Below are 16,156 nucleotides of genomic sequence, written 5' to 3'. Positions count from 1 at the left end.
CCGATTGGTGAAGGCTAATAATCAGTGGGGATGAACAAAACCCCCACTGATTAAAGTTTCACTTTATCCCGATTCCTTCTGTATACACACTTCGCTACTTTTCAAACAAGTCCTTTTTCTCAAATAAAAACAAGACTACTTCTTTTTTATTTTCATATTGTTTACTAATGAAAGAATTTTTAAGGAGGTTACTTAAATGAAACGTTTATTTCTCTGTATGGAGCGTGAACTTGTTGTAATAAAAGAACAAGATGGTAACTACGAAACGACTTACCACTTACAAAATATGCAGCCTACTTGTATTGCAGTTGATCCATTTCAAAAGAATCGTGTATATTGTGGAACATTTGGACGAGGTCTATGGTTAAGCGATGATGGTGGGGATTCATGGAGACCAATTGGAGATTCTTATCGTTACTTTGACTTTCCGAAAGAAGACGGTATTTTACATTCTTCAATCACTTCCATTACGATAAGCCCTAATGAACAAGTTAACGGATATGGAGTCGTTTATGTAGGTACAGAACCTAGTGCTTTATTTCGTTCAGAAAATGGCGGTGTAACGTGGACTGAACTTAAAAATATGAAATCATTATTATCTTCTTATACGTGGGCTTTCCCGCCTAGACCTTTTACCCATCACGTACGCTGGATTACAATTGATCCAAACAATCCAAATACAATCCACGTTTCAATCGAAGCTGGTGCTGTTATTCAAAGTAACGATAAAGGGCATACATGGATTGATAAAAAATTCGGTGCCCCTATCGATGCTCATCAATTACTCATGCACCCTGAAGCCCCAAATCGCCTTTATGCATCATGTGGTGATGGGTTTATAGGCGGACCTGATCGTGCCTATCTTGAAAGTTATAACAGTGGAAACAGCTGGATCTCATGTAGTGAAGGACTTGAACATCATTATTTATACAGCATGGCTATCAACCCAGCTGATTGCGATACAATTCTCGTGTCTGCTGCACCGAGTGCTGATCTCGCTCATCACCGTATTCCTTATGAATCTTATATTTATCGAAAAACGAAAGATACTCCTTTCGAGCAAGTACAGCAAGGACTACCTTCTGCAATCGGTACAGTCATTTCGATGTTTGCGACAAATCCGGCAGAACCTCACACATTTTACACTTTAAATAACAATGGCATGTTTCAATCCAATGATAGCGGCGAATCGTGGGAACAACTACATATTCCTTGGAAAGATGAATATAAAACGCAGCATCCGCATGCGTTACTCGTTACTAGTTCTTAACGAAAAAAAGACTGCCTAATGGTTTCAGGCAGTCTTTCTTTTATTTCTTTAAATCAATGACAATATCATCTAACACAATACCTTTACTCTTCGCTTCTTTTTTCGGCACTTCTATTTTCTTCTCTTTCCCATTCACATACTCCACTCCACCATGATTTTCAGGTGTATGAACTCGCAAGTTCACATGAGGTGTAATAATGAGTTTCGTTGCATTTTCGTTCAGTTTTTGGAACGTAGTACTCCAACTACTTTTATGTGGCTCTGCTACTGTACTTGTTCCACCATTACCTTCACCTACGTATCGATTTCCTAAATCATCTTTTATTTCTAATTCAACATCTGCACTATCCCATATACTTCTTAATGTCTTAGATTCTTCTTGATTGTAAAAAATGATAAATGACATAGGGGTTACTTCCATTTTGTCTATATTTACTTTTATGCCTTCTTTTTCAGAACTTCCTTGAATCTTCATTTCTTTACTATCCATTGCATTTAAAGAAAGCGCGAAATTCCAATTCCCTTTTATTGATTTTTTTTCCTCGTGCATATCAATTGCTTCCATATTCCATCTAACATTTGCAACGTCCATTCTTTTACTACCGTGATCACTTGCTGTAGTCATACCTACATATTTTTTATCCTCTACTTTCGTAATTTTAGAACTTCCTCCCGAACCATTAGAACCTTCCACCTGTGGGAAACCAAATATGCTCGGGTTCTCTCCTAAATCTTTATCACTTTCAATAGAATACGTTATCGCTACAGTTCTGCCGTCAAAAACAGCATCATTAATTGTGACCTTAACCCCATTACTTTCCCTCGTCATATTTAACTCAGTCGAAAACTCTTTATAATTTTCATATAACCCTGTTCTACCATTATCTAAAAATCGGAATATGTCACCTACAATTGGCAATCCCCCAGCATATGTAGGAAATCCGATACCCAGTGTCGCAACTGATAATCCAACTAAAATAGATGCAGCAGCGACACCTTTTTTCCAAGTTTTCACCTTTTTCTTCGTACGTATAGATTGTTTTAAATTACGCTTCACTTTTTCTTTTTCAATTTCAGAAGCCTCAATTTCCTCAAGTTCTTTTTCATCTATATCAATATCATTTAATAGTTCATAAATATCTTTCATATTACACTACCTCCAAAACTAATATTCGTAGCATTTTGTTGTAGCTTCTTTTTCCCGCGATACACACGATTATCTATCGCCGCTCGAGTTAATCCTAACTTGTCACCTATTTCTTCTGTCTTCATACCGAGTAGATATTTCATAATGAACACTTTTTGATCTAACGGTTCTAATTGATTAATAAGCTTCAATAATTCTTCCCTATCTTCCATAACGATTAATTCGTCTTCTGCCGATTTTTCCGTACTTATATGAAACTCATCTGAAATGATTTCTACTTTTTTAGTTGCTTTCCGGTAATAATCAATTGCTTTAAACTTTGCAATCGCTGCAATCCATTTTTTAAAATCACTCGGCTCTCCATGAAACTTATTTGCGTTATTCCAAATGGAAAGAAATATATCATTTACACATTCCTCTATGAGTCCATCATTTTGAACTGGAAAAAGAACTTTATGCGTAATCCCCTTTATGAGTGGTAAGTATGTATCGACAACAAATTCTAGCGCATCTTCTTTTTGTCGCTGTAATCTTTTTATAAAATTTTTCTCATTTGATTTCATGTAGCGATTCCCCTTATTTTTTTGTAAAAGCTTTTACACTCTATATAACGTCCAGAAAAAAGTTTTCTCTCATCTTTTTTATTATTTTTTGTATGTAATGGAATACTTTTCCTTACCTATTGTCTCATATAACTTTGAATTTGAAGGAAATTTTCTCAAGTCTACAATTTAATTAACGTAGTACACTATTTACATAACCATTCTTTAACTTGGTGTACATTTTATTTCGTTAATCTACTATTTAAAATTAGGAGATGAGATTTGTATGTGTGGAATTACAGGCTGGATAGATTGGAAGAAGGATCTTTCAAATCAACATGTTATTTTAGAAAAGATGGCAAATAGTATTCAGCATCGCGGTCCGGATGCTGAAGGATTTTGGTTTTCTCCTCGTGCGGCCTTTGCACACCGACGTTTAATTGTTATTGACCCAGAAGGCGGAACGCAGCCAAAAACATTTCGTGCCGGAGATTACACGTATGCTCTTACTTATAATGGAGAAATTTATAATTTTCGTGAACTGAGAGAACAACTTCAAAAATGTGGGCATGCCTTTGAAACTCACTCGGATACAGAAGTGTTACTACACGCTTATTTAGAATGGAAAGAAGACTGCGTGCAACGTTTAAATGGAATTTTCGCTTTCGCAATATGGGATGATCGGAAGCAACAATTGTTTTTAGCACGAGATCATTTAGGGGTAAAACCACTTTTTTATACAGAAAGAAATGACAGTATTATTTTCGGCTCTGAAATAAAAGCATTATTAGCTCACCCATCTGTTCCTGCTGAAATTGATGCGGATGGCATAAATGAAATATTTGGATTAGGATTATTTCGAACTCCAGGATGTGGCGTCTTTAAACATATTCAAGAAGTACGTGCTGGACATTTTATATCTTTTACACGTGATAAAAAGGTAGTTAAGAAGTATTGGAATTTAGAAAGTAAGGTCCATAAAGAATCTATCGAAGACACATCTTCACATATTTTATCTATCTTACAAGATACAGTAAAAAGACAATTAATTGCCGATGTTCCTCTTGTTTGTATGTTATCAGGCGGATTAGATTCTAGCGGTATTACTGCACTAGCGGGGAAAGAATTTGCAGCGGAAAATAAAACACTTCATACGTATTCCGTTGACTTTGTAAATAGCGCAAAAGATTTCGAGCTGACATTTGCTCGCACTGGTTTAGACGCTCCTTGGGTAAAACGTGTTTCTGAACATGTAGGGACATCGCATCATGATATTATTGTGAATGCTGAAGAATTAGCAAATCACTTATTCGTTCCCCTCCGTGCAAAAGATTTACCAAGTGCTGGCGAAATGGAAACTTCACTATATTTACTATTTTGCGAAATGAAAAAAGATGCAACCGTAGCTTTATCTGGAGAATCTGCTGATGAAGTATTCGGGGGATATCCTTGGTTTCATCAAGAAGAACTATTATATGTAGATAAGTTTCCGTGGTTAACAAACTGGGAAAACACATCTTCTCTATTATTAAGCGACGTAACAACTCAATGTAATCCTGAGCATTATATTAATAAACGATTCCATGAAGCTGTTCTTGAAGTACCTACTCTTGAAGGAGAAAGTAAAAAATCCGCGAAACAACGCCAAATGTTTTATTTATTTTTAACGAGATTTCTCCCGTTCTTACTTGACCGTAAAGACCGTATGAGTATGGCTGTAGGGTTTGAAGTTCGTGTACCATTTTGCGATTTTATATTAGTTGAATATTTATGGAACGTTCCTTTCAACATAAAAAGTATTGATAATATTGAAAAAGGTATTTTACGTAGAGCACTGAAACCTGCTTTACCTGATGATGTGCGAAATAGAAGAAAAAGCGCTTATCCTACTTCACAAGATCCACATTATTTACAAACAATCCGTAATTTAACACTTGATATGTGCAGCAATAAAAACAATCCTGTTTTCTCACTTATTAACCATTCCATATTACTTGCAATTGCTGATCAAAGTAATAAAGTGGTTAACAATTTTGAAGCAAGAAGTGCTATGGAGTATATGCTACAAGTAAATGAATGGTTAAAAACGTATCATATTCATATCGCTTAACAAAAAAGAGTTCAAGGACAAAAACCCTTGAACTCCCTTTCATTTATTAATTGGCACATTGTCTATCTTCAGTATCGATGGACCATCCAATAATAGTGGCACAATCTCTACCTTTCCACTGAAGTACATTTGTTAATACAGGCTCAATCTGTAAACAAGTTCCGTCGTGTAATATTTCTACTAAAGATTGATCATCATCAAACTTTCGTTTATCACATTCTAAAATACCATCTGTTGCCATTACAATGTGATTCTGACCTTTTTCTAATCCCCTTATCCCTGATGTAAAACAAGGGGTATTCGCTGCAAAAACATTTTTTCTTCCTATATATTGATAGTTCTTACGCTTATTTAGCCTACCTTTTCCATTTTCCGTTTGCTCTGAATGGAATAAATACGCGAAGCAATCACCAACTGATAGCCAATATAAGAACTCGCCTTTTCGTAAACAAATTAAACATGCAAGTTCCTCATCATCTTGGTCACATTTCTCGATAAATAGCTCATCTGTAAATAACGCTAATAAATACATATGGGTATGATGAAAAGCTAAATGGATTGGATATGAAAATAATTCTTTTAGTTGTTCTTCTCTTTCTGAAATCGCTTCTATTATATAATGTATATTTTTTGTTTTATGATGTGTATCAAAAATCATAACAAATTCAAATTCTAATTTCGGATCCCACCAAGCTAGCACTGCATCTCCTCTTTCATATGCATCACTCTCTTGATTTCCTCCATATACGCCGACTGAAAGAGGACCACATTTTTCAACATGTATTTGATCTACATACATCTTTTCATGACTAATCCATTTAAATGTATTCACAGCTATCATCCTCTCTCTTGCTAAATGTATACCTTTACACATAGATTACCTTATATTTCAATAAAAATAAACTTTTTCAACATTTATTATGAAAATAACAGGATTTTAATTCTTACAAGACGAATATATCTTATAGTACGATATAAAAATTAGGGGGAATTTTAATATGAAAGACATTAATCCACATTGGGAGACAATATACTACCACTTACGCTATGAATATGAAGACAATCTTTCTCATCAAGCAATTCGTATTTTACAAATCGTTTCCCGTGAGAAAGATATAACAATTGGAAAAATTGCTTCTGAACTTGGTTTATCTCATAACACAGCGTCCGAACATGTAAAACGTCTTATTCAAAAAGGATTTATCATGAAAGAAAGAAATAAACAAGATGAAAGAGTTGTGAACCTTACATTAACGGCAGAAGGAATGGAAGTATTAGAAAAGCATACTTTACTAGATAAAGAAAAGATAAAAATATTAGAATCACAGTTATCAAAAGAAGAACAACAATTAATCGAAAAAGCCTTTTCTTTATTAGCGAAGGAGGCAAAATATGCATTTCCTCGTTAAAGTCATCGTTTCGGCACTTATTATCGGCGTGATTACTGAAGTCGCTAAACATTATAGTACGATAGGCGGCTTTATCGCAGCTCTTCCTCTTATTAGTTTACTTAGTTTATTTTGGATTTCTTTCGAAGGTGGGAGTAAACAGGAGTTAAGTCAATTCGCTTTAGGCGTATTATATGGATTTCCTGCATCTGCACTACTATTATTTATTGTTTATATCGGTTTAAAGAACTCCTTTTCACTTAGTACATCTATACTCTTTGGCATATGTGCCTGGTGTATCGTCTTTACTTGCCAAAAAGTATTTCAAGCTTAGGGGGAATTACTATTAATAGATCAGTAGAGATATTTGGACAAAATGTAGAAGTATATATGAGAGGTAGTAGTAAACAAACTGTAGTCATTCAAACAGGAATGGGATGCTCATTTTATGATTGGCTTCCTATTATAGAAAAGCTTTCACAAAACTTTACAGTCATTTCATATCATCGCCCAGGTTACGGAGAAAGTGAGCTAGGAACTAATCCACGTACAACAATACAAGCTGCAAAGGAACTACATATGCTGCTACATGAACTAGCTATTTACGAGCCAATCATTTTAATTGGTCATTCCTATGGAGGTTTATGCGCACAACATTTTGCGATATTACATGAGGATCAAATTAAAGCACTTATTTTAGTTGATTCTACTTCCATGAACTTACACCGATTAGATGAGCTTCATTTACCGATTTCTGATCAAACTGATTCTGACGATATTTGGCTACAAAAATATCATACTTACTCCAACATGGATGCAGACGCGCTTTATACTGAGCTAAAACCTATGCTCATCAATACAACAAAACAGCATATCAAATTTTCTACATCTCCTTCATTATATAAAGCGACAGCTTCTGAACTGTCCGAGTGGAAATATTGTGCTCGCTCAATAAAAAAACAACATAAAACATTAGAAATACCATTAATCGTTATCGGTAGAGATCCTCAATATTCTATTGCTCAATTGATTGAGGGCGGTATGCCAAAAGAAGAAGCCACACAACTTGAAGATATGTGGCAAGAACTTATTCGTGAACAATTACACCTCTCAATAAACAGCAAATATATTCTTGCCGAACATGCTGGTCACGGAATAGAATATGATCGACCAGATATTATCATTCAAGTCATTCAATCTTTACACACAAAAAAAGGAAGCAACTAAAGCTGCTTCCTTACTTATCTATTCATAGTCTTCTTCGCCATCATCAACTTCTTCATAATACGAACTCCCATTGCTTACATATATAGGACCATTCGCAACATCAATACGTAGTACCCATGCCCATGGCACAGCTAAACGTTTATGTATTGCTCTCCAAAAATTCATTGATTTTCTTTCGTACTCCTGGAACTCCTGAAGTAACTCTTTATAGGAGGAACCGTCTAACTGAATATTTGCTTCTAATAAACGAGAATGGGCATAGTACTGTAACTCTAGTTCAGCAGCAATCTCCATTTCTTCTTCCGTTGCCATACCTATAATTGCTCCATCTGCTGGTGCGATTTCATATACGTTGTGAACTTCAATAAGCCCTTCTTTCTCTTTCTCAAACATGTAAACAGCCTCCTTTAACCAATATTTTTTATGTTACAAAGTCATACTTCTACAATACCTTCTCTCTTTCCTCTTTTTTTGATAAACTTTTACAAAATGTTTATCCGATGACCTATTCTCTCTATTCTTTCAGCAGAAATGAAACGATTACTATTAAAAGTTAATTTATACACATCAGGCATATGAAGTGTTTTCCAAAACTGAAAATCATATTTCGAATCAAAATAATTCATAAGTAAAACCATAATATTCCCATGAGTGCCTATTACAATATTCTTTCCTTTATATTTTCCCAATATATTTTGCATACATAATACAGCACGCCTTTGCGCTACATCATTTGATTCCCCGCCTTCGTATGCAAAAGTCCAGTCTTCCCACACCTTCTGAATAGCATCATTAAAATCCTGTACTGGTTCTTTACTTAATAACCTTTCCCGTAAATCTTCTTCCAATTGTATTGATAGTTTATTTGCATTCGCAATTCCTTCAACGGTCTGAATCGCTCTTTCGTATGGACTAGAAATAACAACATCAATCTTCTCATCTTTTAACAAGCTTGTTATGTTTTGTGCATCTAACCAACCCTTCTCAGATAAGGGACGTTCCCTTTCTTCCTTTGTATATGTAGAGTGAGCGTGGCGAACAAAATATATTGTAGTCATTTGTTCATCTTCCTTTCTTATTTTTATCTATATTCAATGGCACAAATAGGAAATCCTGTATCATTAAAAGAAAAGGACGCTTTCTAATAAGCGCCCTTTGTTTACATAATAAAATTATTTCATTATAACTTTCTTTTGAATTCTTCATCTGTTATAACCTCTTGAATGAAGTAATCTATATTATTTCTAAGCTTTTGGTATGTAATTTGATTATCTATATCATTAAACATTATTACAACCTCAACCTTATTTCCCTTCTTATCCGTACTATACAGGCTTTTTGTCAATACGAATGCGGTAGAACCACCTTTTTGACCAGCATATTCCAACTTATTATTTTCAACTGTTCCTTTAAAAACATTATCAATTTCATCTTGCATTGACTTTAGGAAATATTCCCTACTATTTATCTTCTCCATTAAACTCATATAATCTTTAGCATTTGCACTCACTAATCGATCTGACCAAATACGCTGGAATTCCATATCTACTTTTAATGGTATATCACGTTTCTTCCATTCGCTTTCATCTTTCATCCATTCATGTATTTGTAACACATGTTTATTATACTCATCATTAGACATGTTACGTATCATTTCTAACGATTGATCCTCTTGTACATGAAGCTCTTTTTCTACATATCCTCTCATATATAGTGAAGCAGTATAAGAAGAGAACTTATCATGACTAGTAAGCTCTAATTCTTTTATACTTTCATTTACTCTATCTATCCCAAGTTTCTCTAATAAATATGTTGTATTTGCATTAGAACTATAATGAATCATCCCTTTGGCAACTTCTTCTAAAGTGATTTGTTCATTTTTCACTAACTCTCTAGATTTGGCATCTTCTAACCATGCAGGATGCGCTCCACCATCAGTATCTTTAACGTAGTATTTTTCTAGTTCTTTCAATGAAATTTGTTCATCGCGGCGGATTTTTCCTTCTGACACTTGTTTAGCAAATTCAACTGCTATTACGATTTTAGCCATACTCGCTAATGGTAATTTTTTATTTTCATTTACAGATGTTACTACTTCACCGTTTTTTCTAATAAGTAATGAACATGTTTCATCACCTTTATGTTCTTTTATGTAGTTTAATACGTAATCAGGATCTTCTTTTGACAAATAATATTTCATAACTGCAAAGAAAGCTATAACAACTACTATAATAACTCCCACAATTATCCCTATCATCTTTAATATATTCACAATATGCCTCCTCTAACAAATTGCCTACTATATATTAATTATATCGAAAAAAATTACAATTTTATACAAAATAGAATAACTCTTCCTAATAATAGAAAGAGTTATTCTATTTCACATGAAGTTATTTGTCCATTTAACGTAACTACTATATTTGAATCGTCAGCCTGTATATCGCCTTTAGAGCGGGTTACTGTGGGCGGTCCAATTACAACCGACTCTTTAATTGGCGAAAGGTCTTTCGCTAATTTCTCTGCACTTACACCGTAAGCAGCTTGAAATACTTCTGGCGGCGTCAACCTTAATATATCCGATCCTTCGGCTGTTTCAAACTGATCGTTATTGAAGAATAAATGTAATTGTACTTCTTCTGTTATGGCTGTGATCCAATGCCACCATCCCATTGGAATAAAGACAGTTTGCCCCGCTTTTAAATGATAATTTTGCAATTGATTCGTTTCAGGATTTAATATAGAAGTAACGGCTTCCCCTGAGACAACAACATCTAACTCCCAAGCATTCGGATGCCAATGTGGTTCTCGCATATGCCCCTTCGTCATAAACAAATCAACAAATGCTCCCCCAATCATCGCCGGTAACTGTGTTGACGTTACTTCATACGCAACATTTTTTTCGTCTCTTTTAAAAAAGACATTTTTTCTTGAATCAAAGAAAAGATTTGGAGTTCCTGAGCTTTTCTTTAAATTTTTATTATCCGTAACATAACCTGAATTACTCATTTTATCCCTCTTTCCCGCTCCTAACATTCTGTACTTAACGATGTATCGTATGGGAAAAATAGATGATATGTGCCTATTCAGCACATAATAAAAAAACATGCTTTCCTAAAGAGAGCATGTTTTGTGATATTCTTCACATTGTTTAGTTAAAAAATAAACTTTTTACTTACCATGATGTAACATTAAATCACTGAGTTCTTCTTCAATGTGATTTAATTTCGCAACGCCTTCTTTCCATTTATGAATATAACGTGAAACCCCAACGAAAAATAAAATAATAATTGTGGAAAGAATAATACCATACACGATAGCTACAGTACTCATAGTTACACTTCCTTGTAATTAGTTATGTTTTTATTATAAACCTTTTTCTTTTAAAATACTTCGATTTCAACTTTTTGTAACAAAATTGATTTTTCTAACAAATAAATAAAAAAACTTTATATTTTTATCCTACCAAATATCACCTTATATTCTTTAAACATCTCCATTTGTTAAAAAACGTTCGAAAAAGGAAAATTTTTCACAAAATATACAAAACTTCACCATATGTACTATTACCATATGGGTTATATTATTTAATAGTGTAAAGGGGATGATACAATATGACGACTTGGTTTATTGTACTGTTAGTTGTATTTGGGGCATTTAAAATTATCGTTTCTAGTCTTCCAAACTCCGTTATTGAATCAATTATTAGCCGATATGAAACACATCCGCAACTTGATGAAGAGAATGTTACTGTAACGATCAATGGAAATAGCTTAGAAGGCGATAAGAAATCTCAAATTATTACTGATTTTAACGAAGGTTTATTTTTAGATCGTTATTATGCACCACCACAAAATGAGGGAACTCCTTTAATTATCAATGCAAAACGTGGTAAAAAGGATTTTACATTTTATATTTATAGTCATGAAGAGCATGTTGATGTTATCAAACAACATAAAAAGAAGGTAGTTGCTTATAGTTTACGCTCTAAAAATCTTCAAAATAATGATATGTTCGTATCAGCAGATATAGTTTAAAAGGCTGTCGTTATACACGACAGCCTTTTAAACTATAACTCTATTTATTTTTCTTAGCCTCAATTTTTGCTTGCGCCTCTTCTGCCTTATCTAATGCTTCTGACACTTTTTTCTCTTTTTCTTTTACTTCATCTATACTATCGACAGCTTTAATTAGTTTATCGATTCCTTCTTCATTTACTTTTTTTCTTTTCGCTACTCTTTCATTTACTTTCTCTTCAACGTCTTTTGCTTTTTGAAGCATATTTTCTGCATTTGATTTCACAGCCTTTTCAAGTGCATCATCTTTTTTCTTTTGTAATACTTCATTTGCAATATCTTTCGTTTCTGAATACTTACCGTTTTTTAATGCTGTCGCACCGTGATCTAGTAACTGAGCGACTTCTTTATATGCCTTCGCTTCATTTCCTGATTTTTCTTTTTCCGCTTTTTCAAACCACATAATCGCATCACTATATTTTTCATTTTTCAATGATTGCATACCTGTTTCAATATACGTGTCATAATTACTACATCCAGTCATTACGACTAACAGAAAAAGCATTACAAAACTTAATTTTTTCATGATGTTTTCTCCTTTTCTTTGCCTGCTCACTTTACTGTAACATACATGAAAAAGAGTTTCAAAAACTAAAATACTGATATGGTCATTTTTATTGTTTCCAGTCAATTTTTTATTACTTTCTTATTTTTCAGGCCGACACATCCACTTGCTTTTTCGCCACATGCTTTCTTACTCCCACTAATACAACTAACAATAATCCTCCGCCTAATGTCATCATAACAATGCTAGTCGGCAACATATCTAATAATAATCCATATACAATCATACCGAGCGGTGCGATTGCGGTAGAAATTGTTTCAAGTAAACCGAATACACGTCCTAAATAGTTTGGATCTGTCGTCTTTTGCATATGTACTTGCATCGGTATATTTACAACCATCATTGATATACCCGTTAAAATCATAAAAGCGATATAGTAAATAAAACTTACTACTTTCGGAATGGTAACTAACAATGGAAAGACTGTACATAAACTCAAGCCCGCAAATAAAAACAGCCCAATATAAACAGAGCGAAACGGGTTATTCACTTCTTTACGTACTGATAAAACAATTGCACCAATTAGCATCCCGACTGCTAACATTCCCTCTACAACACCGAGTTGCTTCGAGGATAAATGCAAATTTTGAACAATAATATACGGAAGTGAAACGAAAAGTGCACTCGCAAAAAAGTTTACCCCTACTGCAATTTTCATTAAACCATATATTTCATGCTGTCGTTTTACATATGAAAAACCTTCTTTTATACTCGTCAAAAAATGCTCTTTACTTTCAGTCATTTCTTTTTTATATAAATCAAATACGATAAATAATTGCACAATAACCGCTAAAAAGAATGTAATGCTATTTAGCAGGAAAAACGATTTAATCGAAAAGAAACCAAATACAACTCCGCCAATAATTGGCGCTAAAATATTTGATAAAGATGCTGCCGTCTGATTCAAAGCACTCGCTTTTTGAATACGCTCCTCATCTACTAAATTAGGAACAGACGAAGTTACTGCAACAGAATAAAAACTTGCACAAATTGATAATAATGCTGCTGAAACATAAATAAACAGAAGTGATGGTCCAAACATAGTAGCCAGAATAAACATAATAAGCATCGTTAAGCTACTTAATAAATCAGTACCAATGACAAGCCATCTTCGGTTCACACGGTCAGCTACAGCACCTGCAATTGGTCCACAGATCATTCTTGGTATTGATCCGCAAATTAGCGTAGTTGCAAATCCCATTCCTGAACCCGTTGTCTTTAATACGTATAATCCCATTGCAAACGTATAAATACCTGCACCTAATAAAGATGTCATTTTACCAATCATCATTAGCATAATATTTCTCGTTGCAATCTTCATTTTTGAATCATTTTGACCTATACTTACATCCCCCATTATGACACTCTCCCCTTAAAAGTTAAATTATGTTAAACTTATTATATAATCAACTTTCCAATTTTTACAACAAAAAGTTAAATTACATTTAACTTTTCAATTATAAAGGAGCAATGTTATGGCAACTCTCGGCGAAAAAATTAAGGCGTTACGAAAAGAAAAAAAGCTTACGCAAACCGAACTAGCAGGTTCGGAACTGACAAAAAGTATGCTTAGTCAAATTGAAAATGGAAAAGCTACACCTTCTATGAAAACCTTACAATATATTGCCGAAAAACTTGAATGTGAAACGAGTTTTTTATTAGAAGAAGATGATGGAGAAATTGTAGAACTTATTCAAAAAATGGAGCAACTTATAAAAGCTAATAAATGTGATAAGGTGTATGAAACTTTACTTCCTATCGTTCAAAAGGAACTCCCTCTCACTTTAAATACTGCCCGATTATATAAACAATTTATTACTGGAGCAGCTATAATGAAAGATTGCAACATTGAATCTTTCGTTGAAAAAGCAACTTCTATTTTTGAAAAATATACTTTATACAGAGACAGCACTGAAACAAAATTAACATTCTCTTATACGTTATTCTCACGTAAAAAGTATGAGGAATGTTTGCAACTTATTGCTCGTATTCGAGATGATTATGAAGCGAACCATTTAGAAATGGATCTTATTATACATATCAGATTGTGCTTAAAAGAAGCCATTATTTTACTCGCATGTGGCAAATATGAGGAATGTGAAAAAATCATATTAGAAGCATTAGCATTTTCAAAAAAACATCAAGTGTATTATAAAACAGATGAATTTTATCGCATATTATCTTATCAAAAAGTCATGACGGCTGATAAAGAACAGTATTTACATTACATTAAGAAATCTGAGCAATTCGCCATTTTTACTGAAGACACTTTATCCGTTGCGATCGTAGATATATTAAAAGCGTATTACTACAACACGATTACTAAAGAATATACAATTGCATTAGAACATGTAGAACAATTTCGAGAAAAACTAAAAGACGAACCGATTTTCCAAGAGGATGGATTGTACTACCTCGAAACCGGAAAAGCTTTGTACGGATTAAAAAAATACGAGGAAGCTCTGAAAGCTTTTCAACATGCTAAAATACCAGATTATATGATGCATCCACTTGATCAAGCATGGCTTACAACGGCAGGTGCATATCGTGCCCTTTGTTATGTAAAACTTAACGATAAGCAAAGAGCTCTTGAAGAAGCAACAGAAGCAGCTCAAAAGATACAACCTTATCCGGATTCCATCTTTTCTTCTTTTATTAAAGAAACATTACAAATAATACAAAAACTTTAAGAGTGTCTCGAAATGGTATATTATTCCTCCTTTTTAGCAAAGATAATAATAATGGGAGGAATATAAATGAATATACAACGCGCAAAAGAGCTTTCAGAGTCATCAGAAGAAGCCAATGTCAGTTTTCAAGGCATGCCTGTTATGATTCAACACGTTGACGAAAACAACGAAACCGCCCGCATATATGAAGTAACAAATCCAAGACGCGAATTAACAGTTCCAGTTAATAGCTTAGAGGAAATATAAGCAATGCCACTTCAACCTTCTGAAGTGGCATTTTTCTTTTTTTATATCTAGTTTCCCCTTTTTAATAAGCCATACAAACCAATGAAAATTACAATGAGACCCACTGCGACAAATGCCAGTTTTTTGAATAATTCTCTTGTTTCATGACTTCTAACGTCTCCTATACTTTTATTTTGTCGTTCAATTACATTTTGCTCCGTTTCTACTCGCTCTCCATATATTAACAAACGATATTTACTTGATGTATATGGTTCACATGTAAGCAATGTAACTTTGTCTTTTCCTTTTATTACATTTAATTTATCTACTTGATTTGGATTAATAATCTCACGGCCAATTACTTTATACACTTGCTGCTTTCCAAGCACATTTACGTAAAATATGTCACCATCACTTAATCGATCAAGGTGGCGAAACATCGTCGCTCCGTGATACCCACGATGTCCTGCCAATACAGTATGTGTATCTTTCCCACCAATTGGTAAAGAAGTCCCTTCAATTTGTCCTACCCCTCTACTTAAGTTTTCTTGACTTGCACCTAAGTAAATTGGCAACTCCTCATTTATTTTTGGAATAGAAATCGTGCCAAATATCTCATCTTTGTTTATGAAATTTAACGGTTCCTTATTTACTTCAGCATCCCTAACAAATGGGTCACTCATTTTGAAAGTAGTTTTTCCTAACGAATTATTATATGTTTCCATCTTCCGAAACTTCTCATTCACATCTTCTACTTTTAAATCATCAACCATTTTTTCATAACGTATTACTCTTGTTTTATATACATAATTGTTTATATAATTAGCCACCAATGGATATAGAAATAGAGATAAACCTGCAAGGAACAATACTAAACTTATAAATCCCCTTCTCACATACTCACCACTCAATACAT

19 protein-coding genes and 1 pseudogene are annotated in these 16,156 nt (G+C 33.8%); 8 read left to right on the top strand and 12 right to left on the bottom strand.

Features of this window, described 5'->3' with window-relative positions; all coding sequences use genetic code 11:
* Positions 1-196 precede the first annotated feature (196 nt).
* The gene (locus V7038_RS10765) at positions 197-1,270 is read left to right on the top strand and encodes a WD40/YVTN/BNR-like repeat-containing protein (protein WP_335470157.1); all 1,074 of its coding nucleotides are present in this window, start codon (positions 197-199) and stop codon (positions 1,268-1,270) included.
* A gap of 40 nt (positions 1,271-1,310) precedes the next feature.
* Here V7038_RS10765 and V7038_RS10760 read toward each other — a convergent pair whose 3' ends face one another.
* Both V7038_RS10760 and V7038_RS10755 read right to left on the bottom strand, forming a co-directional pair.
* Positions 1,311-2,417 (bottom strand): DUF4179 domain-containing protein, encoded by a 1,107-nt coding sequence (locus V7038_RS10760; RefSeq protein WP_335470155.1) that lies wholly within the window; start codon positions 2,415-2,417, stop codon positions 1,311-1,313.
* On the bottom strand, positions 2,414-2,980 hold the full coding sequence (locus V7038_RS10755) for a sigma-70 family RNA polymerase sigma factor (RefSeq protein ID WP_071151116.1): 567 nt from the start codon (positions 2,978-2,980) through the stop codon (positions 2,414-2,416). The genes V7038_RS10760 and V7038_RS10755 overlap by 4 nt, the downstream gene beginning before the upstream one ends.
* A gap of 265 nt (positions 2,981-3,245) precedes the next feature.
* Between V7038_RS10755 and asnB the strand changes: the two genes are divergently transcribed.
* Complete coding sequence (gene asnB / locus V7038_RS10750) at positions 3,246-5,069, top strand: asparagine synthase (glutamine-hydrolyzing) (protein ID WP_335470152.1); 1,824 nt, start codon at positions 3,246-3,248, stop codon at positions 5,067-5,069.
* 46 nt (positions 5,070-5,115) lie between these two features.
* Here the strand turns inward: asnB and V7038_RS10745 are convergent, their stop codons facing one another.
* A complete protein-coding gene (locus tag V7038_RS10745; protein WP_335470150.1) occupies positions 5,116-5,943 on the bottom strand; it encodes a protein phosphatase 2C domain-containing protein in 828 nt (275 codons plus the stop codon).
* A gap of 124 nt (positions 5,944-6,067) precedes the next feature.
* On the opposite strand from V7038_RS10745, the gene V7038_RS10740 reads away from it, so the two are divergent.
* The 3 genes from V7038_RS10740 to V7038_RS10730 are packed head-to-tail and all read left to right on the top strand — an operon-like array spanning position 6,068 to position 7,684.
* Positions 6,068-6,478 (top strand): MarR family winged helix-turn-helix transcriptional regulator, encoded by a 411-nt coding sequence (locus V7038_RS10740; protein ID WP_070139077.1) that lies wholly within the window; start codon positions 6,068-6,070, stop codon positions 6,476-6,478.
* Positions 6,462-6,791: a DUF3147 family protein gene (locus V7038_RS10735; protein ID WP_070139076.1), complete on the top strand. Its 330-nt coding sequence runs from the start codon at positions 6,462-6,464 to the stop codon at positions 6,789-6,791. The genes V7038_RS10740 and V7038_RS10735 overlap by 17 nt, the downstream gene beginning before the upstream one ends.
* Positions 6,743-7,684: an alpha/beta fold hydrolase gene (locus tag V7038_RS10730; protein ID WP_335470147.1), complete on the top strand. Its 942-nt coding sequence runs from the start codon at positions 6,743-6,745 to the stop codon at positions 7,682-7,684. Before V7038_RS10735 ends, V7038_RS10730 begins: the two co-directional genes overlap by 49 nt.
* An 18-nt stretch (positions 7,685-7,702) precedes the next feature.
* On the opposite strand, the gene V7038_RS10725 is transcribed toward V7038_RS10730, so the two are convergent.
* The 6 genes and pseudogenes from V7038_RS10725 to V7038_RS29520 form a co-directional block, all read right to left on the bottom strand.
* A complete protein-coding gene (locus tag V7038_RS10725; RefSeq protein WP_335470145.1) occupies positions 7,703-8,077 on the bottom strand; it encodes a hypothetical protein in 375 nt (124 codons plus the stop codon).
* An 89-nt stretch (positions 8,078-8,166) separates the two neighbouring features.
* The gene (locus V7038_RS10720) at positions 8,167-8,742 is read right to left on the bottom strand and encodes a histidine phosphatase family protein (protein WP_070139074.1); all 576 of its coding nucleotides are present in this window, start codon (positions 8,740-8,742) and stop codon (positions 8,167-8,169) included.
* A 122-nt stretch (positions 8,743-8,864) separates the two neighbouring features.
* Positions 8,865-9,956: a serine hydrolase gene (locus tag V7038_RS10715; protein ID WP_335470143.1), complete on the bottom strand. Its 1,092-nt coding sequence runs from the start codon at positions 9,954-9,956 to the stop codon at positions 8,865-8,867.
* Between the two features lie 101 nt (positions 9,957-10,057).
* A complete protein-coding gene (locus V7038_RS10710) occupies positions 10,058-10,693 on the bottom strand; it encodes a cupin domain-containing protein (RefSeq protein WP_002158449.1) in 636 nt (211 codons plus the stop codon).
* Between the two features lie 162 nt (positions 10,694-10,855).
* Complete coding sequence (locus tag V7038_RS10705; protein WP_002158451.1) at positions 10,856-11,017, bottom strand: hypothetical protein; 162 nt, start codon at positions 11,015-11,017, stop codon at positions 10,856-10,858.
* Positions 11,018-11,067: 50 nt separating this feature from the next.
* A pseudogene (locus V7038_RS29520) lies at positions 11,068-11,257 on the bottom strand (hypothetical protein).
* A 41-nt stretch (positions 11,258-11,298) separates the two neighbouring features.
* On the opposite strand from V7038_RS29520, the gene V7038_RS10700 reads away from it, so the two are divergent.
* Positions 11,299-11,721 (top strand): YfmQ family protein, encoded by a 423-nt coding sequence (locus V7038_RS10700; RefSeq protein ID WP_002158452.1) that lies wholly within the window; start codon positions 11,299-11,301, stop codon positions 11,719-11,721.
* Positions 11,722-11,761: 40 nt separating this feature from the next.
* Here V7038_RS10700 and V7038_RS10695 read toward each other — a convergent pair whose 3' ends face one another.
* Entirely contained in the window at positions 11,762-12,286 is a 525-nt protein-coding gene (locus V7038_RS10695; RefSeq protein WP_335470141.1) for a hypothetical protein, read from the bottom strand.
* A gap of 127 nt (positions 12,287-12,413) precedes the next feature.
* Positions 12,414-13,682 (bottom strand): MFS transporter, encoded by a 1,269-nt coding sequence (locus tag V7038_RS10690; protein WP_335470139.1) that lies wholly within the window; start codon positions 13,680-13,682, stop codon positions 12,414-12,416.
* 118 nt (positions 13,683-13,800) lie between these two features.
* Between V7038_RS10690 and V7038_RS10685 the strand changes: the two genes are divergently transcribed.
* Both V7038_RS10685 and V7038_RS10680 read left to right on the top strand, forming a co-directional pair.
* Positions 13,801-15,015: a transcriptional regulator gene (locus V7038_RS10685; RefSeq protein ID WP_002201005.1), complete on the top strand. Its 1,215-nt coding sequence runs from the start codon at positions 13,801-13,803 to the stop codon at positions 15,013-15,015.
* A gap of 66 nt (positions 15,016-15,081) precedes the next feature.
* Positions 15,082-15,261, top strand: coding sequence for an H-type small acid-soluble spore protein (locus tag V7038_RS10680; RefSeq protein WP_002064678.1), 180 nt, complete (start codon positions 15,082-15,084; stop codon positions 15,259-15,261).
* 47 nt (positions 15,262-15,308) lie between these two features.
* Here V7038_RS10680 and V7038_RS10675 read toward each other — a convergent pair whose 3' ends face one another.
* Positions 15,309-16,136: a class C sortase gene (locus tag V7038_RS10675; RefSeq protein ID WP_335470136.1), complete on the bottom strand. Its 828-nt coding sequence runs from the start codon at positions 16,134-16,136 to the stop codon at positions 15,309-15,311.
* Between the last annotated feature and the right edge of the window lie 20 nt (positions 16,137-16,156).

This window comes from Bacillus sp. JJ783 (assembly GCF_036963225.1).
Classification (GTDB): domain Bacteria; phylum Bacillota; class Bacilli; order Bacillales; family Bacillaceae_G; genus Bacillus_A; species Bacillus_A cereus_U.
Note: the sequence above shows the minus strand (reverse complement) of the source record. Positions and strands in the feature narration are given on the sequence as shown.